We start from the raw sequence: 23,704 nt of genomic DNA, 5'->3' as shown, positions 1-23,704 counted from the left end.
TGCCCCGAGAAGCGGCCGGAACCTGACCGCTACCCCTGCGATAGTCGTCACGTACCACGACGACGACCGAGGGATTCCGATCATGACCGGCACGACCACCTCCCCCACGCTCGACGACGAGCGGGCGGACCTGCTCGCCGAACTCGCCGCCGCGCGGGAAGCCCTGATCGCCACCACCCGCGGGCTCAGCGATGAGCAGGCCGGCGCGCGGCCGACGATCAGCGAGCTGTGCCTGGGAGGCCTGATCAAGCACGTCACCACCACCGAGCAGGGCTGGATGCGGTTCGTGCTCGAAGGCCCGTCGGCGATGAGCTTCGCCCTGCCCGAGGGCGTGACCTGGAACGACTTCATGACCGGCGCCGCCACCGAGTACCCGCAGTGGGCCATCGATCGCCAGCTGGACTTCCAGGTGCTGCCCGGTGAGACCCTCGCCGGGATCGTCGAGCGCTACGAGCGGGTCGCCGCCGAAACCGAGCGGATCATCACCACCCTGCCGAGCCTGTCGGTGAAGCACCCGCTGCCGGAGGCCCCGTGGCACGAACCCGGCGACGAGCACAGCGCGCGCCGAGTCCTGATCCACATCATCGCCGAGACGACCCAGCACGCCGGGCACGCGGACATCCTGCGCGAAACGATCAACGGAAAGCCTGCGTGAGCAGCGCGGACGAGCATGGAGCGACGTGGTGACCCGGCTGTCCGCGCGAGCGCTCAACCGGGCCGCCCTCGCCCGCCAGCTGCTGCTGGAGCGGGCCGATCTCGGAATCCTCGACGCCGTGGCGCACCTCGGCGGCCTCCAGGCGCAGGAGCCGCAGGAGCCGTTCATCGGACTGTGGTCGCGGATTCACGGGTTCGACCCGGCGGCGCTCTCCGGGCTACTCACCGACCGGCGGGTGGTGCGGACCCACCTCATGCGCCGCACGATCCACCTCGTGACCGCCGACGACGCCGTGGCGTGGCGGACCAGGCACGACGCGATGCTCCGCCAGCGGCTGCTCGGCGTGTACCGGCGCGAGCTCGACGGCGTCGACCTCGACGAGCTCGCCGCGACGGGCCGGGAACTGATGGCCGACGAGGTCCCCCGTTCGATGCCCGAACTGGGGCGCGCACTCGCCGAGCGCTGGCCGGATGCCGGTCCGAGAGCGCTCGGCGAGGCCGTGATCGTTCTGGTTCCCGCCGTGCAGGTCCCGCCGCGCGGGCTCTGGCGGGAGAGCGGGGGCGCGCGCAACGTGCTGCTGTCCTCGTGGCTGGGCCGCCCGGTCGATCCGCCGGCCGCGGACGGCTCGGACCCGGCCGGGGCGGCGTTGGTGCGCCGCTACCTGGCCGCGTTCGGTCCGGCCGCCTCGTCCGACCTGCGCGCCTGGTGCGGGCTGGCCGGGCTCCCGGCGGCGGTGGCGGCGATCCGGGAGGAGCTGGTCGCGTTCCGCGACGAACGCGGCCGCGAGCTGCTCGACCTCCCCGACGCTCCCCGTCCCGACCCGGACGTGCCCGCACCGGTGCGGTTCCTGCCCGCGTTCGACAACGCGATCCTCGGCTACGCCGACCGCGGCCGGATCATCGACGACGAGCACCGCGGCTTGTCCGTGGCGGGCCAACGGGCGGTGCTGGTCGACGGCCGAGTCGCGGCGACGTGGTCCGTCGAGGACGGGGCGGTGGTCGTGAGCCCGCTGCGCGGCCTCTCCAGCTTTGAGAGCACCGCAGTCACCGAGCAGGGCCGGGAACTCGCGGCATTCCTGTCCGGCGATGCGAACGGCCAGGTCCGAGTCCAAGCCGGATGAAACACCAGTGCGGCCTCTCACTCGCTGTGCTCGATGCCCTTCCCCGTTTGGCCGACGGTGCCGTGGCCCGTCGAACGTCCGGGTTCGGCAGGCCCGCTCGGAGTCACCGGCGAACCGGTCCGCTTGTGCTCGGCCACCTCCGGCATCTCTTCCTGCGAACCCGGGGAGGGGGTGGCGCCCTGCGCGAGCTCGTCGAGGCGGCTCGTGAGCAACGCGATCACCGGCGTGCGGTCGGCGTGCTCGCGTTCGTGATCCAGCAGCGTCCGGAGTTCGTCGGCGTTCAGCGCCCGCATGCGGTGGCGCAGCGTTCCCAGCGGCAGCTCGTCGTAGTCGGGCAGCGGAAGTTCTTGCTGTGCCAAGGCGATCTCCTCGAATAAGCGGTGCGGCCGGGACGTCGGGCGCGGTCAGGCGGGCACGACCGGGACGACCCAGCCGTCGTCGGCGGCGGTCCAGTCGGTTTCGCGAGTCCAGCCCGCGGCGGCGAGCTCCTCATCGGCCTGCTCGGGTGTCGACTTCTCCGCCGGGAGCTCCAGTTTCGTGACGGGTGTTCCGCGGTCGTCTCGCACGATGACCGCCGGAACGCCACCCGTGTTCGCGGTGATGAAGTGCGCGTTGTTCGCCATGTGTCCGCGTTCCTCCTCAGTGCTCCGTGCCGAGCGCTTCCACCCCCACGCCTACCCACACGGCCGAACACTTATTCCTCGGGCGGGATCGATGCCGACCAGGAACCAGCCGCGCTCTTTCGAATTTCGATCCAATGTGGAGGAATTCGCCGACCACGACCTCACCTGTGTTCCACCGCTTGCCCTTTCGGGCAATTCCACCCCACGGAAGCGACGGAGTTCGATTTCACATCTTTCACATCGCATAACCGGCGCACTACGCACAGTGGCAGATTAATCCAAGTATTGATACGCTTCCCCGAGGGCGCGCTGAAGCAGCAGCCATTTTTCACTGCGTGTAGCGAAATCTCCGAGGGCTTCGGACTGGAGCAGACCTCGAACCACTTGCGCTGCAGCTTCAGCGATCCGACCCCATGAGGCAAAGTAGTTCAAGCGATCCGGCACCGAACATCCGCCGGAGAAGCAATAGATCCTGGCAGAGGCCCGCCCCGCAATGACGCGTGGCTCTGCCGTTGGAGAACGAGGGCGGACTCATGACCGGACGTGCGTTGTTCATCGGTGTTTCCGAGTACGAATCCGACGGGTTCGTCTCCTACCCCACTGTTGGACGATCAGCGCGGGCGCTGCAACAGCTGTTCGACGCCAGCTCCCTTTGGGACGAAAGCCGCCTGCTGGAAAATCCCGTCCGAGATCAGGTCATGGACGAGGTCCGATCCACCCTCGACCAGTGCGAACCCTCTGATGTCGTCCTCATCTACTTCTGCGGGCACGGGGAGTTGCCCCGGTGGCGGGACCACCCCTCCGAACTGCACTTGGCGCTGAGCGACAGCGGGTTCAAGGACGAATCGAGCCAGCTCCCGCTGCACCACCTTTACGACGCCCTTCGGAAATGCCTTGCGAGCGCGAAGATCCTGGTCCTGGACTGCTGCAAGTGCGGCGATGTGCCCGTGCTCAGCAATGAGGACGTGGAGGGTGATCACGCCCCGGACGAGCGGACGTGGGTGCTCAAAGCACTGCGTTGCGGAGAGCTCTACGCCGCGGCGGGGAGCGCGGACGACGAGTACACGGCGTTCAGCGGCGCGCTCATCAAGGTTCTCGGCGGCGGAATTCCCGATGGCGGCGATCTGCTGGACGTCGATGACGTCTTCGAGGAGCTGCTGAGGAGTCTGCGCCGCGGCGGGTTCCCGCGCCCGGAGATGATCCGGCGTGGCCAGGGTTCGCTGCGGATGTTGGAGAACGCCGATCCCGCTGCCGAGCAGCGGCTCCACGAGGTACTGGCCGAGGCGAGCTCCGCCGACCTCGCCAGGATGTGGCTCGGCATGCCGGGCATCCCGGCGCACATGATCGAGCAGCACCTGCGGACACGGCTCCGCGGTGGCGAGAACGCGCTCGAACTGGCGCACCGGATGCACGACCGGGACGAAGACTCCCCCCGCCTGCGGGATTTCGCGAAACTGCTGGTGTCCCACCTCGAAGACATCGCAGGCGGCACCGCACGCCTGCTCACGAGCAGCGGGTGCCGGAAATGCGCGAACTTCGCCGGAACCGTGCTCGAGCAGGCGGCCGCCTTGAGCGCGGACCGGCTCGCCGCGTTCCATGCCGCGCTGGTCGCCGACGAGCCGGAGATCATCGGACTCGAGGTGGACTTGGCGGGCATGGTCGCCGGAGACCGGCTCGCCGCACTGGTGGGCGAACCGGAGGAACAGGTCGCTGAGGGAGCCGATCGGATGCTCCGCGTGTTCGCGTCCATCCGCCCGATCGCCGATCTGCGCGAGTTGCTGAGCGCGCTGTACGCGCGGGGTGAGCACTTCGCCGTCGAGACCGTGCTGGCGAACGCGGCACTTGCGCGGCCCCCGGCCGAGGCCGCGGAGTTCGCACGGCTGCTGCGCGGCACGGCGGAGTGGGAAATTGGCAAGCTCGTGGTGCGCAAGCGGCTGCCACAGGACCTCGCGGCGTTCGTCGCCGCGTTCGGTCCCGAGGCGGATTCGGTGATGCGCCGCTTGCTGGCGGTCGCGGTGGAGGACTCGTCGCCCGGCGATCTGATCCGGGTGGCGCGCGCCTTGCGCTCGCGGGGCTTCACCGACGCCCCGGTGGCCACCGTCGAAAGGGCGCTGCACCATGGCTCTCCGCCTGCGGACGTATGCGCCCTGCTCGACGGCCTGGCCGGGTGCGCTGCCGAGCAGCGCGACGCGATCGAAGGGCTGTTCCGTGCTCACCTGCGCGAAGCGTCGGTGGAGGAACTCGAATTCTTCCTGCGCCGCAAGGATTTCCTGGGGCGTTCCGACGACCTGGTCCACGACGTCGTCGGCAGCCGGGAAATCGAAGACGTCATAGCCCTTCACAGGCACGCCGCCGACGAAGATGCGGAGTTGGCGTGGAGCATCACGCGCGCCGTGGCCAGGACGCACAAGGCGCAGCACCTGATGCGGTTCGCACGTGAGCGCCCCGACCACGCCGAGAACCTCTTCCACGAAGTGGGCAGGCTGCGTGACGGCGACGTCATCGGTCTCCTGCTCAAGATGTGGCACGACGGGGACAGCGGCCCGCACATCCGGCAGACCGGGCTGTCCGACGGCTGGTTCGCCTCCGTGGTGCCGCCGGAGGTCCTGCTGGACGCGCGCATGTTCTTGCTGGATCTGGATGGCAAGAAGGGAAAGCTGATGGACGACGTGCTGCGGAAGGTCCTGCAGGAGTACCCGCACAAGCTGGCACCGTCGCAGATCGCCAGCCTCCTGGTCGCGTTGCCCGCACCGAGCTCCCGAAAGCTGTCCGAGACCACGCGTCCGCTGGTCCGGAAGCTGGATGACGAGTTCGGCGAACCTCCGGTGACGCTCACTTATCTGGCTCAGTTGGTGAAAGCGGTCTCGGAGTACCGCCTGCCCGTCACCGAGGACCTCGCGGCGAGGATCGACGAAGCCGTCTACAACCGGGACGACGCGGCGCTGCACCGCCAGTACGCGGCAGAGTTGGGCAAGAACGGCGTGCCGGATCGGCAGCACGAGTTCAACCGGCGGATCCATTCTTGAACCGGATGAAGGACTCGGCCTCCCGCACACCGAGCCGGTGGAACAGCAGGCCCGCTCCCGCGACGACCACGGCGAAGACCAGGGTGGCGAACCCGTCGATGAACAACAGGTCCTCGAACGGACGCAGGTCGTGAGATCCGAGCAGAACGTCCACGAAGCCGGGAGGAGCTTCGGCCACCTGGTACCGGACCGCGAAATGGCAACACGCGAGCACCAGCAGCACCGTGACGTATCCGAACAGCCAGCGGGCACGCCGAAAGTGCTCAGCCCGGTTGTGGTCGGTCTCCGAGAAGCGAGACCAGAACATCACCGCGGCCACCACGCCCACCAGCGCGTACGCCCACAGCATCGTGGCGAACCCCGTGCAGAACATGATCACAGTGGTCACGACGAAGCTCGCCGGAGCCAGTAGCCGTCCGCCGCGCGGGTCGAGCTCGGGATACTGGAGCGCCTGCGCATTCCACGACGCCCGGTAGGCGATGGCGGCGTAGGAGTAGACGAACAGGAAGATGACGCTCTTGGCATCGGTGACCTTGGGCCAGTTGCCCAGCATCGTCATCACCAGCAGCAATGCCACTCCGAACAGATAGACCACGAGCAGCACCTGCAACGACCTGTTCATGTTGAGCCGCGGGAGCTTCAGCACGCTCTGGTCGGCCGATGTCTTGAGGACGATCGCCGCCAAGTAGATGAACAACAACGCGTTCGTCATCGGGGACAGGACGGTCGCGACCGCTCGCACCACGAATCCTGTGGAACCGGGTACAGGCTCTTCCCAGCTCTCGGCCACTCCATGGCTGAACACCACCTGGAGGCCGATGTAGATCAGCGTGGCGATGATCAGTGCTCCGTAGATGGCGAATCCCCGATGGTCCTTGCCCGACCTGTCACCGTTGTCGACCGGGCCTTGGAACCCCGTGAACGCGAACATCATTCCGGCTGCGGTGATCACGGAGACCATCGCGAGCGGGTAGGCGTCCTGTTGTCCGCCGCCGTCCAACGGCTTCGGGAGGAGCAAGTACTGGGCGATGGCGGCATTGCCGACCAACATCAACAGGAGCAGTGCTTTCACCGCGCTCAACGCCAGGTTCATCCGGAGCATCACGCGCCCGCCGACGATGTGAACGAGGAACAGCGCGGTGAGCACGATCAGCGCGACCAGAGCTCCCGGCCAAGTCAGTGCGTACCACCCGCCGTCCATTTCCTCGGTCCACCCCATCCCGCCCAACGTGCGATCGAGCGCCAGCACGGTGATCAGTGCACCGGCCGGGGGATTTCCCGCGTACATGGTGAACAGTCCCGCATTGATGACGGTGCCGACCACGCGGCCGCTGCGGTCCTGCGGCCACCACGCCAGCCCTCCCGAACGCGGGTCCGTACGGGCCAACCGGACGAGGATCGCGGCGACGAGACCGATGACGGCCAGGCCGACCAGCCATGGCAGGACGACGATGTACCAGGAGGGGTTCGACTTGTGCAGTTCCGCGGTCGCTGGAACTCCGGTGACCCATCCGGCGCCGAGAACACCGCCCAAAGCCAGGGCGAGCTGTTGTCCCCGCCCGAGCGCGACCGGCTCCCCGTTGCCATCGTTCCGGCGCACTACCTGGCTCCCCGCGGGTCGACGGATTCCGAGTCGGCGGCCTCACTGTCGCCGAGAATGGTCGATGCTACCGAGATCCTCTTCCTCGTGAGCAAATTTCGGTGATCCGGTCTGCCGGGGAATTCGGCTTCGCACGGTCGTTTCCGGCACGAAATCGGGATGCGGTGGCGGGTTCACGTCGTCGCCTCGCAGCTCAGCCGGGATCTTCCTGCGACGAATCCTGCTCGGTGAGGATCGCTCCGACTCGGCCGAGGACGTCGACCTGGGCCGAGTTGTAGAGGTCCAGGATCGCCTTGCCGAAGGTCCGCTGGGAGAAGCGCGCGCCGCCCGGGGCGTCGGCGTGGACGTCGCGCAATCCGGGGTGCGCTTCGAGAATCGAGCGGACGTAGGGGGCGAGGCGTTGCGCCACGTCCTGGCGGGTCTGCTCGTCGGCGTCGGCGGTGAGGTCGTCGAACTCGACTCCCGTGTTGTCGTCGGGGAGCTCGCGCAGCATGTCGCCGTAGGCCTGGAGACCTTGCGGGCCGAGGACGCGGGTCATGACGACGACCAGCGAACGATCGTTCTCGGACAGGTCCGCCTCGGTGGTGGCCGGGGCGAACTCGGTGGGCATGTCGGTGGGTGCGGATTTGCTGAGGATGAGGCCGAGTTCGACGCGGGCGCGCTGGAGCCGCTCGATGGTCGCGCCCAGCTCCGCGTCGAGCGTCCGCAGGGCCTGCTCCGGGTGGTCGTCGGTGTCGCCCATCTCCGCGATCTGCGACAACGAGAACCCCAGGTCGGTCAACCGCTTGATCCGCAGCACCCGCACCAGATGCGCCACGCCGTACTGCTTGTACCCATTGCTGCGCCGCTCAGGCTCCGCCAGCAGACCGACCTCGTGATAATGCCGCACCGCCCGCAAACTCGTCCCGGCCAGCTCAGCGATCTCACGAGTACTCCACCCCACGTCATCACCTCGTTCGTCGAACGGTTCCGCCGACGCGACCGCGCCTGCGGGGACAAGTCAAGACCATGCCGCAGCGGCATGGTCAAACGCCGGGAGCGGAGCGCTCAGCGCACGGCCGCCCGCTCCGGCCCGCTCGGCACCGAGGACGCCGAATAGTGACTCACAACACATCAATGGCCACTTGAGCATGCCGCTGCGGCACAGCGTCTCCTGATCACAGCCGCCCTCGCGCCACCACATCATCCCGGGAGATCCGCCGTGATCACGAAGCAGACCCACGACCGCACCGCCGAGCCCTCCTTCGAGCAGAAACAGACGATGCTCGACCACTTGGGCGGCCCGTCCGGGATGCTCTACTCGACGCTGCCGGTCGTCGTCTTCGCCGCAGCGATCCCCTTCGCCCCGCTGCCGATCACGATCGGGATCTCGATCACCGTGGCCCTGCTCATCGCCGGGGTGCGGCTCTGGCGCGGAGAGAAGGTCATGACCGCGTTGAGCGGCGTGTTCGGCGTCGCGATCGCAGGGGGTGTCGCCGCGTGGACCGGCTCGGCCACCGACTTCTTCCTGATCGGCATCTGGACCGCCTTGGCGGGAGCCGTCGTCACGCTCGGCTCGCTGCTCGCCCGCCGGCCGCTCACCGGCATCGCCTGGAACGCCATGCACGGCGGCAAGCACGACTGGCGCGCGGACCGGCCCTCGCTGCGCGCGCACTACATCGCCACGCTCACCGCGACCGTCATGTTCACCGTCCGCTTCGTGGTCAAGGAATGGCTCTACCTCGCCGACTCCACCAGCTGGCTCGCGATCGCGAAGGTCGCCATGGGCACCCCGTTGACCGCGCTGTTCGCCGTGGTCGTCGTCTGGGCCTTCCGCCGCACCACCAAACGCCTCATCAAGAACGAGGGACAGGCCCGGGCCTGACGATTTCCACTCGCGGCGACATCGCCGTCACGCGCGCGGGCTGGTGCCGCCGGTATCGTCGATCAACAGCGGCCTACCGCAACGCTGGAGAGGAACGACCCGATGAACACGAACGACCCCTCCGCCCAACGCGCCGAGGCGACCTCCGCCGCCGACGCACCGCACGCCGAGCGGATCGAGGTGTCCCGGTTCATCCCGGCCGTCCCCGACACGATCTTCGCGGTCCTCACCGACCCGCAGGGCCACGTGAGCATCGACGCGTCGGGAATGCTCATGGACGCCGAAGGAGAGCCGGTCCAGCGGGCAGGCGATCGGTTCCTCGTCCACATGAGCCGGGAGGCGCTCGGGGACGTCCCGTTGGGCGAGTACGACGTCGAAGTCGTCATCACCGGGCTCACCCCGGGCGAGGAGATCTCCTGGACCGTCGAATCCCCGGGCCGGACGAACGTCCGCCACATCTACGGCTACCGGCTGGAGCCCGCCGGGGACGGCACCCGCGTCACGTCCTACTACGACTGGTCGGAGATCAACGAAGAGGTCAAGCAACGCCTCACCTTCCCGGTGGTTCCCGAATCCGCCCTGAAGGCGACCCTCGGCATCCTCGACCGCACCGTCCGCCACCGACTCCGATCAGCCACCTGATCGATCGCGGCCCACGAGACGCCCCACCGGCCGGACGGTGGGGCGTTCTTCACGTTCGGGAGGGCGGTTCAGGTGAATTTCCCGCCGCTTCGGGGAAATCGGGCTGGGGCACTCACCTGAGCGTCAGCGTTCGTAGCGTCCGGACTTGATCGCTAACAGGAATCCGGACCAGAGCTCGGCCTCGACCGCCAGGTACCCGGCAGCACGATCCTTGGTATCCCGGACCGCCGCACCGGATCCGAGCCTGCCGACCTCGACGCAGTTGGAAACCTGGTGCGAACGGCTGGACTTGCGCCAATTCATGGGAGTGGCGTTCACGGAGCTGCACCTTCCAGATCACGGGCGATGTCGGCGATGAGATTCGCCGAGTGGTCTCGGCTCATCACCACTTCCCGCAGCGTAGCCAGCGCAGGCGCGTAGGAAACAACATCGACGTCGTCGTAGAGGAAGACGGCGGACGAGTAATGCTCCAAGTGCACGATCGGCGAGGTCTTAGCGAAGGTGTAGTAGCTGAACGAGCCCACATGGGCCGGGTGCCACCGTTCGGACACCGCAGGGATCACGTGGATGGTGATGTTGTCACTCTCCATAGCCATTTCCAGGTGGCGGAGCTGATCGAGCATGACGTCCGCTCCGCCGATTCGGTCCCGCAACGCCGTTTCCGAGATGAATGCCGTGAACCGCACCGGATTCCGCCTCGTGAGCACTTCTCGGCGGCCCACGCGCATGGTCACGTACGGCTCGATCTCGTCGGACGCCATGTCGGCCATCACCGCGCGGGCGTAGTCGGCCGTTTGCAGCAGGCCCGGAATGATGTTGGTGGCGACATCGGTGATCGCGGTGGCGGTCCGCTCGAAGTGGATCAGCCTGGTCAGCTCCTTGCGAATCCCCACCCCGGTATCGAGCCAGTTGGGCTGGTCCGCGCCCCTGGTCATCTCGACGAGCGAGCTGTACCGGTCGCCCGTGACGCCGAGGGTCGCGAGGATCTGCGCGACGTCCTCGGGTTTCGGTGTCCGCGTTCCGGTTTCGTAGCGGGAGATCGACACGTAGCTGATGCCGATCTGCTCGCCGAGCTGCTGCTGGGTGAGTCCCGCCGCGGTCCTGCATTCGCGCAGCTCGGCTCCCAGCGCACGAGCTTTCGGTGTGTGTTCCGATTTTCCGGCCATGAAAATGATCGTAAGTCGTTTACCTGCATAGATCATCCCTCTTTCGGGGAATTGAATCCGGATTACCGGCTAGTGATCATTGGTCGGCAAGTACCGGTAAAACCGGCAGCGAGCGGGGGTAAGTCGATGGAAGTGCTGATCTGGGCCGCGTCGTGCGGGCCGGTGGATTCGCGGTGGCACGTGGTGCGGCGGACCGACGGCGGCGCACTGCCCGCCCGCTGCGGGGCGTTCGTGTACGGGCCGCTGCACCTGCGGCGAGGCGCTTCTCCGCACGGCACCTTCGACCGGGACGCCTGCCGGGATTGCGCGGCGGTGTCCGATGGCTGACCGGCATTTCTGGCGGCCGGGCGGCGATTCCGTCCGGCACGCCTTTCGCGGCCGCCGCTGGTGCGGCCAGCCGAGCGCCACCTCGGTGTGCGGCACCAGCGTGGGGCTCACCGCCGAACCGTCCGAATCGGACTGGGTGTTCGCGCCCACCTGCGCGGACTGCAACGCGGTGCTGCGCGGCGAACTCCCGAAGCCCGAACCGGGACTGTTCGGCTAGACCTCCCGGGCCGAGCAGGTTCCCCTCCCCTGCCCGCTCGCGCCCGGGACCGCCTCCCGTCGGCTGCGGCGCCGGAACCCCGACCCGGCCCGGGCACGGGAGGCCGAGCGGGGGTGCACCAAGCCCAGTGCACCCCCGCTCACCCCACCCACCTGGTGAATGCCCCAGTTGACCGGTCAGAGCGGGCAAATGTGCCACTCACCTGGAGCGGTCGCCGCGCGCGAGACCGGACCGGGTCGCGCCCGTGGTGTCGCGGTTCTTGACCGGGCCGTCCCGTTCCTGTTCAGGTTGGCAGCGAGCCGACTCTGGGGAGGCGTGCGGCGCGACGTGGCTCAACCGCCGCACATGCGTGGACGAGAGGGGCCGGTAAGTGGAAGCCGTCGGAGGGCTCTTTCCCTGGGCAGCCGGACTCGTGTTCCTGGCGGGCACGATGCATTTCGTCAACAACTCCACCATGAGCGGAAACTTGGGCCGCAACCCCGCGATCGGCATCCGGACCAGGGCCACGAAATCCTCCGACGCCGCGTGGAAAGCAGGTCATCTGGCGGCCGGCCCATGGCTGATGGCCGCGGCGCGGACGGGTTACTCCGGCGGTGCGGTCACCGTGGTGCTCGCACTGCTGCTGCTGACGATCGGGCACGACTCCCCGATCGCCCTGCTCGTACCCTGCTCCGCGACCATCGCGGTGATCGCACTCGTGCTGATCGGAACTCGCAAGGCGAACCAGGCAAGCCGAGCAGCCACGAGCCCCACCGGGGTCACGCGGGGCAGATCGAAGTGAGCGCCCGGTCGAGGGCCGCGCGGTGGATCGGATCGAGACCACCGGCTTCCCGGCCGACCGCCTGATCCAGGGTGGCGCCGCAGTCCGGGGTCTCGCGGACCGGGGCGGCGGTCTTGAGCGCGTCGATGAGTTCGTCGCCGATGCGGTCCAGCTGGGGACGAACCTGGGCGAGGTCCGGCTTTTCCGGCGGGCGCCGGGCCGGGTTCTCCTCCCAGCCTCGCAGCAGGTCGTTCTGGACCTGGGTGCTCGCGGCGATCTGATCGAGGAAGACCTGCGCGGCCCACTCGGGATCGACGCCGTCCTGCGACGCGTCGGCGCGGGCGGTGTCGATGACGACGGCCTCCCGGGCCGGGTCGGTGACGGGTTTGCCGGTGCCGAGCTTCGACGCGGCGACCTGGTCCGAGAGCGCCGCCCGTTCCCGTGCCAGCTGCACGATCCTGGTCACCCCGTCCGCGCCCGGCTGCGGCGCCGCCGTGGGTTCCGGTTCGGCCGGGGTCGCGCACCCGGCCAGCACCAGCGCCGCTCCGATGACACCGGCCGCGCCGGGAACGAGGTTCTTGACTCGATTCACGTTCTCTCCTCCCGGGAACAGCGTCCCGGCGCGGAGCGGCGGGACACGGTTCGTGCACCTGAATCCCCGGGCCGGGGTGCTGCCTGCCCGGCAGGGACGACGAGTCGGCACCCGGATGTGGGGCCGGTGCGGGAAAGCGTAGGCGCCCGACGTCCCTGAGGATCTTGTGCTCGCCCCTCCGGGGGAGTTTCCCTCACTCGAATCCGTCGGGCTCCGGCCAGGAGCGGGCCGGTCCGGCCGCCCAGCGCGTTCGGACCGCCGAGACCGAGCCCCTGCTCTCCCCCGCCGGCCTCACCGCTGCGAGCTCGCGAGCCTGACCCGGATGGCGTCGACCAGCAGTGTCAGCACGTCGTCGAAGGTCGGAATCCAGATGCCGAGCGTCTCCGGCGTGCCCACCGCGGCGGCGTACTCCTCGGCGGGCGCGTTCGACAATCGACCCGCCACGGCGGCGGTCGTGGCCGCCCCGAGGACCTGCTGCGAGATCATGCTCGCGGCGATCGCCCGGTCCTCCTCGGTGCCGCCGGCCTCGATCAGCGCGGTGATGATCCGCTGCGACAACGCCATCGCGTTCGGCCCGATCAACGGTCGCGCTCCGGCGAACCCGGCGGCCCAGGGGTGGTCGACGAACGAGGAATAGAACTGCTTCGCAACGCGGAAAACGACGTCGTCCCAAGGCACGTCGTCGCCGGGGAGCGTGCTCGCGGCCTCGGCGAGCACGTGGTCCACCGCCAGGTCGATGAGATCTTCCCGGCGCTGCACGTACCAGTACAGGCTCGTCGCGTGCACGCCCAGCTCCGCCGCGACCTTGCGCATGGTCAGCGCGCTCGCCCCGTCGCGGTCGAGCAGCGCGACGCTCGCGACGACTATTCGGTCCCGGCTCAGCGGCGATTCCGAGCGTCGCGAGCGTTGCGGGCGGTAGAAGACGCTGTCCAGCTGCTGGTCAGACGGTGATTCGGGCATACATCCAGCATAAAGGAGACCTACACTGTTGGAGTTCACTCCTACAGTGTATGTTGATCCCATGATCACCGATGAGCGCACGCAACAGCGCCCCGCCGACACCGTCGACCTGGCCCGCACCAGGACCCTCCCGCCCCGCGGCCTCGCCGCGTTCTTCCTGCTCGCATTCGGCATCTCCTGGGGCATCTGGTACGCGAGCACCCTGGTGACCGGCGTGGATCCGATGCTCTTCGTCATCGTCGGCAGCTTCGGCCCCGCGGCCGCGTCGGTGATCGTCACCGCCGCGACGCAGGGCAAGGCGGGCGTGGGCGCGCTGTTCCGGCGCTACTCCCCGCTCGGGCGAGGCGGGGTCCTGCCCTACCTGCTCGCCCTGGTGCCCGGCCTGTTCATCATGCTGTCCGGGATGTTCTCCCTGCTGCTGCGCGGAGAGCAGATCGACGACACCGCGCTGCAAACCGCGCTGCACAGCGCCCCCGCCACGTTCCTGTTCATCGCACTCGTCGGCGGCGGCAACGAGGAACTCGGCTGGCGCGGCTACGCCCTCCCCCGGCTCCAGTCCGCACTGTCACCGTTCGCCTCGAACGTCGCGCTCGGCATCATCTGGGCCGTGTGGCACGCCCCGCTGTGGGAGATCCAGGGCACCTCGCAGGCCGGCATGTCCATCCCGATCTACGTGATGCTCGTCGTCACCCTCTGCGTCGCCATGGGCCACATCTGGAACTTCTCGCGCGGCAGCCTGCTCGCGATGGTGATCGCCCACGCCGCCATCAACACCGCCTCCGGACTCAAGGTCGCGGCGTTCGGCTCGGAAGGCGAACTCGACGCGCTGATCGCGATGACCTTGCTCTGCCTCATCATGCTGGCCGCCACCAAGGGCCGCCTGGGCCTGCCCCGCCGCAAGACGACCGAGCAGCTCGACTCCTGACCGGCCCGCACGCGGCACTCGACCACAAACGCAGGCCCACCCGGCTGAAAAGCTCCGGGTGGGCCTGTTCCGATGTGGTTCAGTTGTCAGCGATGAACGGGAGCAGGAGCTCACCCCACTCGCTCATCAGTAGGTCGTCTTTATCCGCCCGAGGAAGCCTTGCCAGTTCTTGAGCGAGACCCTCAAGTACCCGAGCTCACGCGCCTTGGTGTCCCGCACTCCTACGTGCCTGGAATCGAGTGCCCCGACTTCAACGCAGTCGCCCTGGCTAGCGGAGTAGCTCGACTTCCGCCATAACGGACCGCCCCGTCCATCCATTAGATCTCTCCCATCATCTTCGTGATCAGCGCACGGCTCTCTTCCTCGGAAAGCGCCGCGCGAACCAGCATCTGCTGGACGTCCAGGAAGTCGTCGATCACGTCAGCGTCTTCCACCAGCCGTCCCCCAGTTCGATCCTCAAGCCAGACAAGACCCGGATCCCCCGGAATCGGCAGCTCGACGATCTTGTGAGCTCCGTGCAGCGCCGCGTTGACAGGGTCTTGCAGTGCGATGACGTTCAACGTGATGCCGGGGCGCTCGCTCACGCGCAAGAGATGGGCGAGTTGTGCTCGCTGGACGTCTCGGCCCGATGGACACCTGCGGAGCGTTGCCTCGTCCACCACCGCTTGCAGCGTCGACGGTTCATCGCGCCAGAGCACTTCCTGCCGCTTCATCCGGAGATCGACCCGTCGCGCGACCTCTCCCGCCGAAAGTCCGCTGACATGCCCGGCCATGAGCCCTCTGGCGTAGTCCTCGGTTTGAAGAAGACCGTCGATCACGAGCGGCATCCAGGTACGAATGACCACCGCGCCGGATTCGAGATCAAGAAGCTGCTTGAAGTTCGCGGGAAGCTCCGGCAACCGAAGCTGACGCTGGGTCGGCGCCGCTCGTACAGCTCTCGCCTGCTCCTGCATCTCCTGAACTTCGGTCGCCGACCTGCCGTAGAAGACGAGCAGGGCCTCGATGTCAGCCTCGCTGGGCAGGTTCCGGCCACCCTCCAAGTGCGTGATCCTCTTCGACACCGAGGAAGCCCCGACGCACGCCAGAGCCTGCTCTTGCGTCTTGCCCGCTTCCCTCCGGTAACGACGCAGGTTCGTGGCGATCTGGCGTTTGATGATCGGCACGTTCAGCGAGTGCAGCTCCATGCCTAAATCCTGCACGAGGCGGCTATCACCAGTCAGCAACCGGTCAAGTTGCGAAGACGACAACGGAGATCACCCGCTTGTGTCACTTGTACATGTGACGGTCACATGCAACCGTTACATGTGACCGTCACATAGTTTTCGGATTTGGACGAGGTACACCGACCACCTCGCCGGGCGGACCGGCACCCGACGAGCCCCTCGGCGGAGCCGGTCCCGGCCGGGTGGCGCAGTACCCCGAACGCCGCCCGGAACACCCGGTCGCACGACCTTCTCCCTCCCCCACGGTCGTGCGGCCGGGTCCCGCCGTCGCACCTCCCGGCCAGGCCGCAGGAAGCCTGCGCTTCCCCACGAGGAATCCCATGAAAACCCGCAATTACGGGCTGCCCTGCGCCTGGCACTACCTCGCCGAACGCGACATCACCGTGCGCTGGGGGCGGCCCGATCCGGTGTTCACCGTGCACACCGGGGACCAGCGCGGAACACGCGGCGACCACTCCCTCATCGCAACCGTGCCCGTCGCCCGCGGCTGGAACGACGACCACGACGTCGCCCGCAAAGCCCGCGACTGGGCACGGGCGAACCCGCCGAGCTGAGCCCGACCGCCATGTGTGCTCGATCGCCGACCGGGCGAACTCCGATGCCCTCGACCGACGACGCTCACGTGCCGATTCGCCTGCGCCCCGGCGTCCTCGCCGCACCGGGAATCTCCGGCTGCACAACGCTTTTCGCGGAACCATCGATTCCAGCGCCCCACCCGACCTGACCGGTGCACGCTACGAACGAGTCCTATCCGGACTCAGGAACCTCTGATCGCGGCCCCGCCCCGGAAGCCGGTACCGCGAGGGTGCTCGACCGATATCCGAGTCATGACACCGGATTGCGCTCCTCCGAACGGCCCAGCCCGACGGGCGGGGCCAGCCGATCGGCCGGGGTCGTCCCCCGTGGGAGCTACAGGCAGGTGTCCACCTCGTGGTGATGATCTCGGGCGGGCGCGCGCCTAGCGTTCAGTGCAGCCGCAGCGCAGGTCGCGGATTCGCGAAGGAACGTGGTGCTGAATTTCGCCGCGCTGTCCGATGATTCAGCCTTTTCGTCGACTTCTCGCATGGAGGACCGCATGATCCGCACTGGCAAGGCGTCCGCTTTGATCGCACTGTGCTGCGCCGTGGCCGGTGCGGGACTCGCCGGTTGCGACGAAGGCGTGCAGCACAACCCCGGCGCCGAGGCGATCCTCGAGGACGACGACCTGTTCACCGGGACGAAGAAGTTCGACGTCGAAGGCCGGTCGGTGAACGTCTCGTGCTCCGGTGTCGCGGTGCCGGGCAGGCCGGTGGTCGTCCTCCTGCACGGGGGCGGTGACGGGCTGGACAAGATGGCCGGTCTCCAGCAGACCTTGAGCGAGAAGGGCCGGACCTGCTCCTACGACCGGCTCGGCGCGGGCGCCAGCGACCAGCCCGGCGGGCCGCAGACCTTCGAGGACAGCGGGAAGGTGCTGACCGGGGTGCTGGACCGGGTCAGCGTGGGCGAACCGGTCGTGCTGGCCGGGCATTCGCTGGGCGGACTCATCTCGGCCCGGTACGCCCCCGCGCACCAGGACCGGGTCGCGGGGCTGGTGCTGCTGGACACCACTTCTCCGACGCAGACCGCCGACCTTGAGCGGGAGATCCCCGCGAACGCCACCGGTCCGGCGGCGGAACTGCGCGACCAGAGCCTGGCGGTCTTCCGGGGCGAGAACCCGGAACAGCTCGTGATCCCCGACGGGGAGGTGGCCTCCGCCGGTGACATCCCGGTCGAGGTGATCCAGCACGGCAAGCAGTACCTCGCCGCCGTCCCCGAGTACGGGCCGGGACTGGAGCAGGCCTGGTCCGACGGCCAGCAGAAATGGCTCGCGCTGTCCGCCCACGGCGAGCGGAGCACCGCCGCGAACAGCGAGCACTACATCTACCTCGACGAACCCGACGTCGCCGTCCAGGCGATCGACCGCGTCGTCGAGCACGCCGGCGACCCGTTGTTCCCGCGCTGACCGGCGTGGGCTCAGGTCACCAAGCCGTGCCGGTAGGCGAAGACGACCGCTTGGACTCGGTCGCGGAGATCAAGCTTGGTCAGGATGCGCGAGACGAAAGTCTTGACGGTCTCCTGGCTGATCACGAGGCGCGCGGCGATTTCGCCGTTGGACAGCCCGTCCGCGACCAGTCGCAGCACCTCCAGCTCTCGAGGGGTGAGCGGGAGGTCCTGCGGGTCGCTGTCGACCGGCCGGATCCGGGCCGCGTACTTGCCCACGAGCCGTCGGGTCACCTCCGGAGCCAGCAGCGCCGCACCCGTGGCCACGGTCCGGATCCCGTGCAGCAGCTGATCCACCGGCGCGTCCTTCAGCAGGAACCCGCCGGCTCCCGCGCGCAGCGCCTCGTAGACGTATTCGTCCAGGTTGAACGTGGTCACCACGAGCACCTTCACCGGATGCTCGACCCCGGCGCCCGCCAGCAGACGGGTGGCCTCGATGCCGTCCAGGCCCGGCATCCGCACGTCCATCACCACAACGTCCGGCCGCAACCGCCCGGCGAGATCGATCGCGGTCTTCCCGTCCCCGCATTCGCCCGCCACTTGGATGTCGGGCTGCGCGTCGATGATCGTCACCAGTCCGGTGCGGACCAGCACCTGGTCATCGCAGACCACCACGCGGATCGGCGCGCTCACGAGGAAACTCCGGCGGGGATGCGGGCGCGCACCACGAAGCCACCGGCCGCGCCCGCGCCCGCGCTGAAGTCGCCGCCCAGCACGTCGACCCGTTCGCGGAGACCGGCCAGTCCTCGTCCGCTGCCACCGGGATCATCGGTTCGCGAACCGGAGCCGTCCGTGCTGACCTCCACGGCGATCTCCCCCGCTCCGTGGCGCACCTGAACGGAAGTGCGGCTGCCGTGGGCATATTTGAGGGCGTTCGTCAGCGACTCCTGCACGACCCGGTAGGCCACCAGGTCCGCGCTGCCGGTCGACTCCGCGGGCCGGCCCTCTTCGGTGAACTCGACCGGCTGCCCGGCCCGGCGGGTCCGCTCCACCAGCGAGTCGAACCCGCCGATGTGCGGGTCCTCGACCTCGTGGTCGGGGTTGAGCACGTCGAGCAAGTGCCGGAGGTCGGTGATGGCGCTCCGGCCGGTATCGGTGACCGTCGTCAGAGTCCGGTCGAGGCGCTCGGGCGCGGCGGTCAAATACCGCGCCGCCTCGGCCTGCACGACCATCGCCGTCACGTGATGAGTCACGACGTCGTGGAGCTCGCGGGCGATGCGGGCGCGTTCGGCGGTGCGGGTTTCCGCGGCGATACGGCGACGACGTTCGGCTTCCAGCGCGCGAGTGGAGCGCAGCCACGCACCGATGCCCCAGGCGATGACCGTCAGCACGTAGAACAGCACGTACCCGCCGAACCGCTCGGGTGCCCCGAGCTGGACGAGCACGACCACCAGCGCCACGTACGCCGCGGACAGGACGACCAAGGTGGTGCGCCGGTGGTGTTCCAAGTGAGCACCCGCGCTGATCAGGGCGAACGTCAGCGCGGTACCCGCGACCATGTGGTAGCTGCCCAGCTCGGCGATGAGGAAACCGAGCACCACCAACGCGAGCGAGGCGCCCGGCCACCGCCTGCGCCCGGCGAGCGGGAAGCATTCGAGGGCGAGCGCCACGGCGGCCACCGCGTCGAAGGGACGCCCCGGCAAGTCGCCGACCTGCGTCTCCTGCCCGCGCAACATCGGCAGGAACGACGCGATGATCAGCAGCAGCGCGAGCGGGAAGTCCCGGGCCACAACGGGCTGCCGGTGCCACCATGCCCGGACACGCCGCACATTGATCATGGCGAAAGATTAGCGGCATCCGGGCAATTCGTACTCGGAAGTCCTCAGGCGAAGGGAAACTACCCGTCAGCCGGCCTTGCTCACCTGCACCACACCCGGCCGTCGGCGCCGTGCGCTCCACTGGTCGAGCCGAACGGAAACAGCTGAGCCACGGCACTCCCGCAAGATCGCCGCAGGAACAGGTCGACGAGCCCTCGGCTCATACAACACTGAGATCTGCGGCCTCCGTGGTTTTGGTGCTCACACGGCGGTGCGCGCCTCGGGGGAGAGCGTGAACGGAGCGCGCAGGACGCGCATGTTCTCGGCGCTGCGGTCCGCACCGGGGTGTTCGGCGGCGTCGTCGCCGCGGTCGGGCTCGGTGAATTCGACCGGGGCGATCCGAGCCGCGGCCTGGTGGGGCCGGATGCCGCGGGGCGTTTCCGGTGTGCCGTGCCTTGAACGGGTGCGAGTGCGGTCAATCGTGGAGAGGTTCACGAGCGAGATCCTTTCGAGAGGAAGCGTGGTCGAGCCGTGGAAGGCCACGGCTCGGTGCGGCGGGAACGGGTCAGTCGATGGAGGTGACCAGCACGGTGCCGCCGCCGGCGGCGGCGAGCTGGCGGTGGGCACGGGCGACGGCGTCGTGTTCGGTGCCGGAAAGCCGAGCGGTGTGCTGGCCTTCACCGTCGGTGATCTGCCAGGCCTCATCGGACAACGTTCGGGAGATGTAGCGGGTCTGCCGAGCAGCGGACCGGGACGATGAAGAACGCGACCCGGCCACCCTGCGGCGCTCGTCCACTGTGGACGAAGCTGGGGTGGCGGGCGCGCTGGGATGGGGAGTCATGGCCCGCATCGGGGCTCCAATACGGTTGAAGGACTTCCACCGGCCCGCGCGTACCGGATCGCGCAAGCGACACACGGAACGAGGCGGGGGAAGTGCGATGTGCCCGGGAGTCGGCCACTGATCGACAGCAGCGTTCGGCTCAACCGGGCGAGGAACGAGCCCGTCACCCCACGATGTGGCGACGAACCAGCCACCTCAAGTCCTCAAGCAGAGTAGCAGCGGCCAAGCGCCGCGGTCATGCTCGCGAGGTGACGTGGCTGCGACCATCTCCACCGCGCCGTCATCGGCGGACACGGGAGTGGAAGCGGGCGGAGAACTCGGCCCCTGCAAAGGACAGGGGCCGAGCGAACTCAGCGTGGTCTCAGACCGCGCGGACGACCTCGGCCTGCGGCCCCTTGGGACCCTGGGTGACGTCGTAGGACACCTGCTGGTTCTCGTCCAGGCTGCGGAAGCCCGCGCCGTCGATGGCCGAGTAGTGCACGAACACATCAGGCCCGCCCCCGTCCGGGGCGATGAAGCCGAAACCCTTTTCGGCGTTGAACCACTTCACGGTTCCTTGAGCCACGTGCGTCTCCATTCGGGAGCTGAGAGGAAATCACGGGCACCACGCACCGTGCGGGAGGCCCGGGCCGGGATCTTCAGACGGCGGCTTAACTCCAGCTACACCAAAGACAGCAGCTCGCCCGCATCAACATCCTGCGAGCATGCGCGAAACAACACGAACCCAGAAACAACGACCAACATCAACGTTACACGCCACCCGCGACCTTGACCACCGGCACCCCTGGCCGGGGCATTCAACCCTGCTCGCCCACCGGCGCGGCGCCCAGCCGAGCAAGCTGATCTTCCAAGGCGATGATGCGGCAGGCACCCCAGACCGGCATGCCCTGGTCCACCAACTCGCGCACTCGCGACGCCCGCCGCAACTGCGCGCGGGAATACCGCCGATGCCCCCCACCGGATCGCAGCGGCACCAGCAGCCCCGACTCCTCCAGCGACCGCAGGAACGGCTGCGTCACGCCCACCATCTCCGCAGCCCGACCCATCGTGTAAGCCGGATAGTCGGCGTCATCGAACTTGTCCTCGATCTCGGCGCGTTCCTCGCCCATGCACTCTCCTGCTCCCTCACGAACAGGACCCCGATGCACCAACGGTGCACCGGGGGTCGGAGGGAGATGTTCTAGTCAATTACCACTGCCGCTCATCCACCCACGAACACGAAGATGACGCGGCGTCGAACATGCGATACGACACCTTCCTTCCCCGCTCGCCTGCAGATGACCTTCTCCTGGCCCCGGGCCGGAGACCACCCTGCCTGTCCCCGCCCCCTGGCTGACCATTGCACTCATTCCTGATCGCGCCGATTCATCGATGATGGCGCCGCAATGACCTCTCCCGTTTGCTTGACAGGAGCTCTAACAGGACCGCGATGCCATGTCTACACTCGCCAATGCAGAAATCCTCGCGGGTCTCCGCGGTCGGTCACCCAGCCGCACTCCGACGCGGAGATGGTGCCGACCGCTGCCGGCGGAACCCGACGAGCTCGACGGGCTCAGGCGCCGAGGCGGGTCAGGCCGCGCTCGGTGACGATGCCGTGCCGAGGCGGGCGAGGTTGCGGTGACGGCTTGCCAGGTGCGACCACTAGCGAGCCGGGAAGCTTGGCGGCTCCTTCGCCGAGGCCGCCTTCGGGATGCGCGGTTCCCGTCTTGAGCACTCGACACAGGTCCACTGTGGAGGTCCGGAGATGACGGCGTCGCGCACGAACGGGCGCAGCGAACGCCCTCAGTTCGTTCACCAAGGGAGCGATCACCTGGGATCGTCCGGCTTGGGCTCACCGTGTCGATTCGCTTCTGCGCACCCCTCCCGAACACGCGAAAACCCCCGCCGGTGAAGATCACCGACAGGGGTTCTGACCTGCTCGAACTGCTGGTGCGCGATACTGGGATCGAACCAGTGACCTCTACCGTGTCAAGGTAGACAGCCGCAGCCGCCCGACCTGCGAAAATCGAGAATCCGCAGGTGGAAACAACGCTGTTGCGACCGCTCATATCCGGTTGAGTGCAGTTCGACGCACATCTATCCTCCCAAAATCCTCCCAGATTTCTGCTCCCACGACAATGGAGATCGCTTCAGGGCGCACAACTCGCGCGCAGCCCGTCCGGCAAGCTCGGCCCCCAGTTCCTACTCCTCAGTGATCAACGAGCCCATCGACTCAAGGTTCTCCGAATCGCCACCGCGTCCCGCTTGAACTCCTCGCGAAACTTCGACTTCCGTGCCACCAAGGACACTTCCTCCACAGGACCCACAGGACCCACAGGACCCAGAATCAGGGTGTCCACACCCAAGGGGGAGCCCACCGGCGGCATCCCCCCTTCTGTGAGGTCATCTCGACAAGTCGTCTCCATCGTGGGTAGCGGCCTTAAAGGCCGTTTTCAGCGGAGACCACCCGTTGTCGGTGGTGTAGGGACCTCCGTCGCTACCGTCGTGCCAGTAGCGCAGGCAGAAGCCTCCGGATCCGGTGAGCTCTCGGATCGTTTGGTGGTCCACTTCCTCCGGTGACCAGCAGTAGCCTGCACAGCGGACGAAGTGCCGTTGGTGGATAGTGCCAGTACGGCCGCTGCCGCGATTGCCAGCCTCTTGCGGTGCCAGTTTCTCATCGTCACGCTCCCTTTCACCGGTTCAAAACGCGAATGAGTCCGCGACGGCCCGCTCGCGCCATTCCCCCGATGACCATGCACGCGGCGGCTTTCCTCTTGCTTTCAAATACCCGCCGGGCCCGTCTCGGGGCGCGCCGTACCCGGGTAGCCGCTGGCCGCGATGACTACCTTCAGATCGTGGGTGCAGCCGATGATTTCGCGAGAAAATCGCGAGTTCTCGACGCCTCACAAGCGAACGCCGCGCCGGGTTCGGGTAACCCGACCACACGCCGCGCCCAGAACACCCCGGGTGTGACGTGCGATTCCGATGGGTTCTCTACCTCGGGTGGGGCTGCCCAGGGGTTGGATGACACCTTGACCCAGGCTTCACTTTGTCAACCGAAGTCTGGGCAGTCCTGGGGTCAACACCCCAGAACTGGGAACGCAACACCGAACATCCCCTGAACGAGACCCCCAGCGCCGTCAACTGATCAACCTGCGGCCTCGGCGACGGGAATCTGAGCTGCGTGGTTCTGCACCGCACGCTGGAAGCCGATGGAGTGAGAGTCCTCAAACACGGACTCCGAGGAGAAGCTATGGGCTTACTGCAAGCAGCGCGTCAACCGGCAAGGCCACGCTCGCTACACCGCCTACTACTGGGACCTGGGCGGCCGCGCCCGCTCCGCGGGCACCTTCAGCCGCAAACGCGAGGCCAGGGCCCGCCTCCCCCGACCTTGGGCGCGCACCCGTT

General features: G+C 67.9%; 28 protein-coding genes. 11 read left to right on the top strand and 17 right to left on the bottom strand.

Annotation, left to right across the window (positions count from 1 at the left end; all coding sequences use genetic code 11):
- Positions 1-82: 82 nt before the first annotated feature.
- Positions 83-655: a DinB family protein gene (locus H2Q94_RS03265; protein WP_243791847.1), complete on the top strand. Its 573-nt coding sequence runs from the start codon at positions 83-85 to the stop codon at positions 653-655.
- 28 nt (positions 656-683) lie between these two features.
- Positions 684-1,775 carry a winged helix DNA-binding domain-containing protein gene (locus tag H2Q94_RS03260; RefSeq protein ID WP_243791844.1) on the top strand — a complete coding sequence of 364 codons (1,092 nt, stop codon included), beginning with the start codon at positions 684-686 and terminating at the stop codon, positions 1,773-1,775.
- 17 nt (positions 1,776-1,792) lie between these two features.
- On the opposite strand, the gene H2Q94_RS03255 is transcribed toward H2Q94_RS03260, so the two are convergent.
- On the bottom strand, positions 1,793-2,134 hold the full coding sequence (locus tag H2Q94_RS03255) for a DUF8129 domain-containing protein (protein ID WP_243791842.1): 342 nt from the start codon (positions 2,132-2,134) through the stop codon (positions 1,793-1,795).
- Between the two features lie 45 nt (positions 2,135-2,179).
- The gene (locus H2Q94_RS03250; RefSeq protein ID WP_243791840.1) at positions 2,180-2,398 is read right to left on the bottom strand and encodes a hypothetical protein; all 219 of its coding nucleotides are present in this window, start codon (positions 2,396-2,398) and stop codon (positions 2,180-2,182) included.
- A 500-nt stretch (positions 2,399-2,898) separates the two neighbouring features.
- Here H2Q94_RS03250 and H2Q94_RS03245 point away from each other — a divergent pair, with 500 nt between their 5' ends.
- A complete protein-coding gene (locus H2Q94_RS03245) occupies positions 2,899-5,424 on the top strand; it encodes a caspase family protein (protein WP_243791838.1) in 2,526 nt (841 codons plus the stop codon).
- Here H2Q94_RS03245 and H2Q94_RS03240 read toward each other — a convergent pair.
- Both H2Q94_RS03240 and H2Q94_RS03235 read right to left on the bottom strand, forming a co-directional pair.
- Complete coding sequence (locus tag H2Q94_RS03240; protein ID WP_243791836.1) at positions 5,402-7,024, bottom strand: APC family permease; 1,623 nt, start codon at positions 7,022-7,024, stop codon at positions 5,402-5,404. The two genes, H2Q94_RS03245 and H2Q94_RS03240, sit on opposite strands and share 23 nt — an antisense overlap.
- A 193-nt stretch (positions 7,025-7,217) precedes the next feature.
- The gene (locus H2Q94_RS03235; protein ID WP_243791834.1) at positions 7,218-7,967 is read right to left on the bottom strand and encodes a MerR family transcriptional regulator; all 750 of its coding nucleotides are present in this window, start codon (positions 7,965-7,967) and stop codon (positions 7,218-7,220) included.
- A 258-nt stretch (positions 7,968-8,225) separates the two neighbouring features.
- On the opposite strand from H2Q94_RS03235, the gene H2Q94_RS03230 reads away from it, so the two are divergent.
- On the top strand, positions 8,226-8,888 hold the full coding sequence (locus tag H2Q94_RS03230; RefSeq protein ID WP_243791832.1) for a DUF3159 domain-containing protein: 663 nt from the start codon (positions 8,226-8,228) through the stop codon (positions 8,886-8,888).
- Positions 8,889-8,990: 102 nt separating this feature from the next.
- Entirely contained in the window at positions 8,991-9,530 is a 540-nt protein-coding gene (locus H2Q94_RS03225; RefSeq protein WP_243791830.1) for an SRPBCC family protein, read from the top strand.
- 123 nt (positions 9,531-9,653) lie between these two features.
- Here the strand turns inward: H2Q94_RS03225 and H2Q94_RS03220 are convergent, their stop codons facing one another.
- Both H2Q94_RS03220 and H2Q94_RS03215 read right to left on the bottom strand, forming a co-directional pair.
- A complete protein-coding gene (locus H2Q94_RS03220; protein WP_243791828.1) occupies positions 9,654-9,848 on the bottom strand; it encodes a DUF397 domain-containing protein in 195 nt (64 codons plus the stop codon).
- Positions 9,845-10,696 (bottom strand): helix-turn-helix domain-containing protein, encoded by an 852-nt coding sequence (locus tag H2Q94_RS03215; protein ID WP_243791825.1) that lies wholly within the window; start codon positions 10,694-10,696, stop codon positions 9,845-9,847. Before H2Q94_RS03215 ends, H2Q94_RS03220 begins: the two co-directional genes overlap by 4 nt.
- 126 nt (positions 10,697-10,822) lie before the next feature.
- On the opposite strand from H2Q94_RS03215, the gene H2Q94_RS03210 reads away from it, so the two are divergent.
- The 3 genes from H2Q94_RS03210 to H2Q94_RS03200 all read left to right on the top strand — a co-directional run bounded on the left by H2Q94_RS03210 (position 10,823) and on the right by H2Q94_RS03200 (position 12,021).
- Complete coding sequence (locus H2Q94_RS03210; protein ID WP_243791823.1) at positions 10,823-11,023, top strand: hypothetical protein; 201 nt, start codon at positions 10,823-10,825, stop codon at positions 11,021-11,023.
- Entirely contained in the window at positions 11,016-11,240 is a 225-nt protein-coding gene (locus tag H2Q94_RS03205; RefSeq protein ID WP_243791821.1) for an HC3 family zinc finger protein, read from the top strand. Before H2Q94_RS03210 ends, H2Q94_RS03205 begins: the two co-directional genes overlap by 8 nt.
- Positions 11,241-11,694: 454 nt before the next feature.
- Positions 11,695-12,021, top strand: coding sequence for an SdpI family protein (locus H2Q94_RS03200; protein WP_243791818.1), 327 nt, complete (start codon positions 11,695-11,697; stop codon positions 12,019-12,021).
- Here H2Q94_RS03200 and H2Q94_RS03195 read toward each other — a convergent pair.
- Both H2Q94_RS03195 and H2Q94_RS03190 read right to left on the bottom strand, forming a co-directional pair.
- Positions 11,999-12,592, bottom strand: coding sequence for a chorismate mutase (locus tag H2Q94_RS03195; RefSeq protein WP_243791816.1), 594 nt, complete (start codon positions 12,590-12,592; stop codon positions 11,999-12,001). The genes H2Q94_RS03200 and H2Q94_RS03195 overlap by 23 nt on opposite strands.
- A 291-nt stretch (positions 12,593-12,883) precedes the next feature.
- Positions 12,884-13,552: a TetR/AcrR family transcriptional regulator gene (locus H2Q94_RS03190; RefSeq protein WP_243791813.1), complete on the bottom strand. Its 669-nt coding sequence runs from the start codon at positions 13,550-13,552 to the stop codon at positions 12,884-12,886.
- A gap of 61 nt (positions 13,553-13,613) precedes the next feature.
- Here H2Q94_RS03190 and H2Q94_RS03185 point away from each other — a divergent pair, with 61 nt between their 5' ends.
- Positions 13,614-14,477, top strand: a complete 864-nt coding sequence (locus H2Q94_RS03185; RefSeq protein ID WP_243791811.1) for a CPBP family intramembrane glutamic endopeptidase — start codon at positions 13,614-13,616, stop codon at positions 14,475-14,477.
- 126 nt (positions 14,478-14,603) lie between these two features.
- Here H2Q94_RS03185 and H2Q94_RS03180 read toward each other — a convergent pair whose 3' ends face one another.
- Positions 14,604-14,795: a DUF397 domain-containing protein gene (locus H2Q94_RS03180; RefSeq protein ID WP_243791809.1), complete on the bottom strand. Its 192-nt coding sequence runs from the start codon at positions 14,793-14,795 to the stop codon at positions 14,604-14,606.
- On the bottom strand, positions 14,795-15,661 hold the full coding sequence (locus H2Q94_RS03175; protein WP_243791807.1) for a helix-turn-helix domain-containing protein: 867 nt from the start codon (positions 15,659-15,661) through the stop codon (positions 14,795-14,797). Before H2Q94_RS03175 ends, H2Q94_RS03180 begins: the two co-directional genes overlap by 1 nt.
- A 359-nt stretch (positions 15,662-16,020) precedes the next feature.
- Between H2Q94_RS03175 and H2Q94_RS03170 the strand changes: the two genes are divergently transcribed.
- Complete coding sequence (locus H2Q94_RS03170; protein WP_243791804.1) at positions 16,021-16,254, top strand: hypothetical protein; 234 nt, start codon at positions 16,021-16,023, stop codon at positions 16,252-16,254.
- Positions 16,255-16,775: 521 nt separating this feature from the next.
- A complete protein-coding gene (locus H2Q94_RS03165) occupies positions 16,776-17,681 on the top strand; it encodes an alpha/beta fold hydrolase (protein ID WP_243791802.1) in 906 nt (301 codons plus the stop codon).
- Between the two features lie 11 nt (positions 17,682-17,692).
- Here the strand turns inward: H2Q94_RS03165 and H2Q94_RS03160 are convergent, their stop codons facing one another.
- The 7 genes from H2Q94_RS03160 to H2Q94_RS03130 all read right to left on the bottom strand — a co-directional run bounded on the left by H2Q94_RS03160 (position 17,693) and on the right by H2Q94_RS03130 (position 22,031).
- Positions 17,693-18,352: a response regulator gene (locus tag H2Q94_RS03160; protein WP_243791799.1), complete on the bottom strand. Its 660-nt coding sequence runs from the start codon at positions 18,350-18,352 to the stop codon at positions 17,693-17,695.
- Complete coding sequence (locus tag H2Q94_RS03155) at positions 18,349-19,497, bottom strand: sensor histidine kinase (protein ID WP_243791797.1); 1,149 nt, start codon at positions 19,495-19,497, stop codon at positions 18,349-18,351. Before H2Q94_RS03155 ends, H2Q94_RS03160 begins: the two co-directional genes overlap by 4 nt.
- 240 nt (positions 19,498-19,737) lie before the next feature.
- Positions 19,738-19,971 carry a hypothetical protein gene (locus H2Q94_RS03150; RefSeq protein ID WP_243791795.1) on the bottom strand — a complete coding sequence of 78 codons (234 nt, stop codon included), beginning with the start codon at positions 19,969-19,971 and terminating at the stop codon, positions 19,738-19,740.
- A gap of 70 nt (positions 19,972-20,041) precedes the next feature.
- Positions 20,042-20,326, bottom strand: a complete 285-nt coding sequence (locus H2Q94_RS03145; protein WP_243791793.1) for a hypothetical protein — start codon at positions 20,324-20,326, stop codon at positions 20,042-20,044.
- Positions 20,327-20,678: 352 nt separating this feature from the next.
- Positions 20,679-20,882, bottom strand: coding sequence for a cold-shock protein (locus tag H2Q94_RS03140; RefSeq protein WP_243791791.1), 204 nt, complete (start codon positions 20,880-20,882; stop codon positions 20,679-20,681).
- 232 nt (positions 20,883-21,114) lie between these two features.
- Positions 21,115-21,426 carry a helix-turn-helix domain-containing protein gene (locus H2Q94_RS03135; protein WP_243791789.1) on the bottom strand — a complete coding sequence of 104 codons (312 nt, stop codon included), beginning with the start codon at positions 21,424-21,426 and terminating at the stop codon, positions 21,115-21,117.
- Positions 21,427-21,869: 443 nt separating this feature from the next.
- A complete protein-coding gene (locus H2Q94_RS03130) occupies positions 21,870-22,031 on the bottom strand; it encodes a hypothetical protein (RefSeq protein ID WP_243791786.1) in 162 nt (53 codons plus the stop codon).
- Positions 22,032-23,704: the final 1,673 nt, after the last annotated feature.

Origin of the sequence: Saccharopolyspora gloriosae, from assembly GCF_022828475.1 — a bacterium.
In the GTDB taxonomy this organism is placed as follows: Bacteria; Actinomycetota; Actinomycetes; order Mycobacteriales; family Pseudonocardiaceae; genus Saccharopolyspora_C; species Saccharopolyspora_C gloriosae_A.
This window is presented reverse-complemented; position numbering and strand designations above follow the sequence as displayed.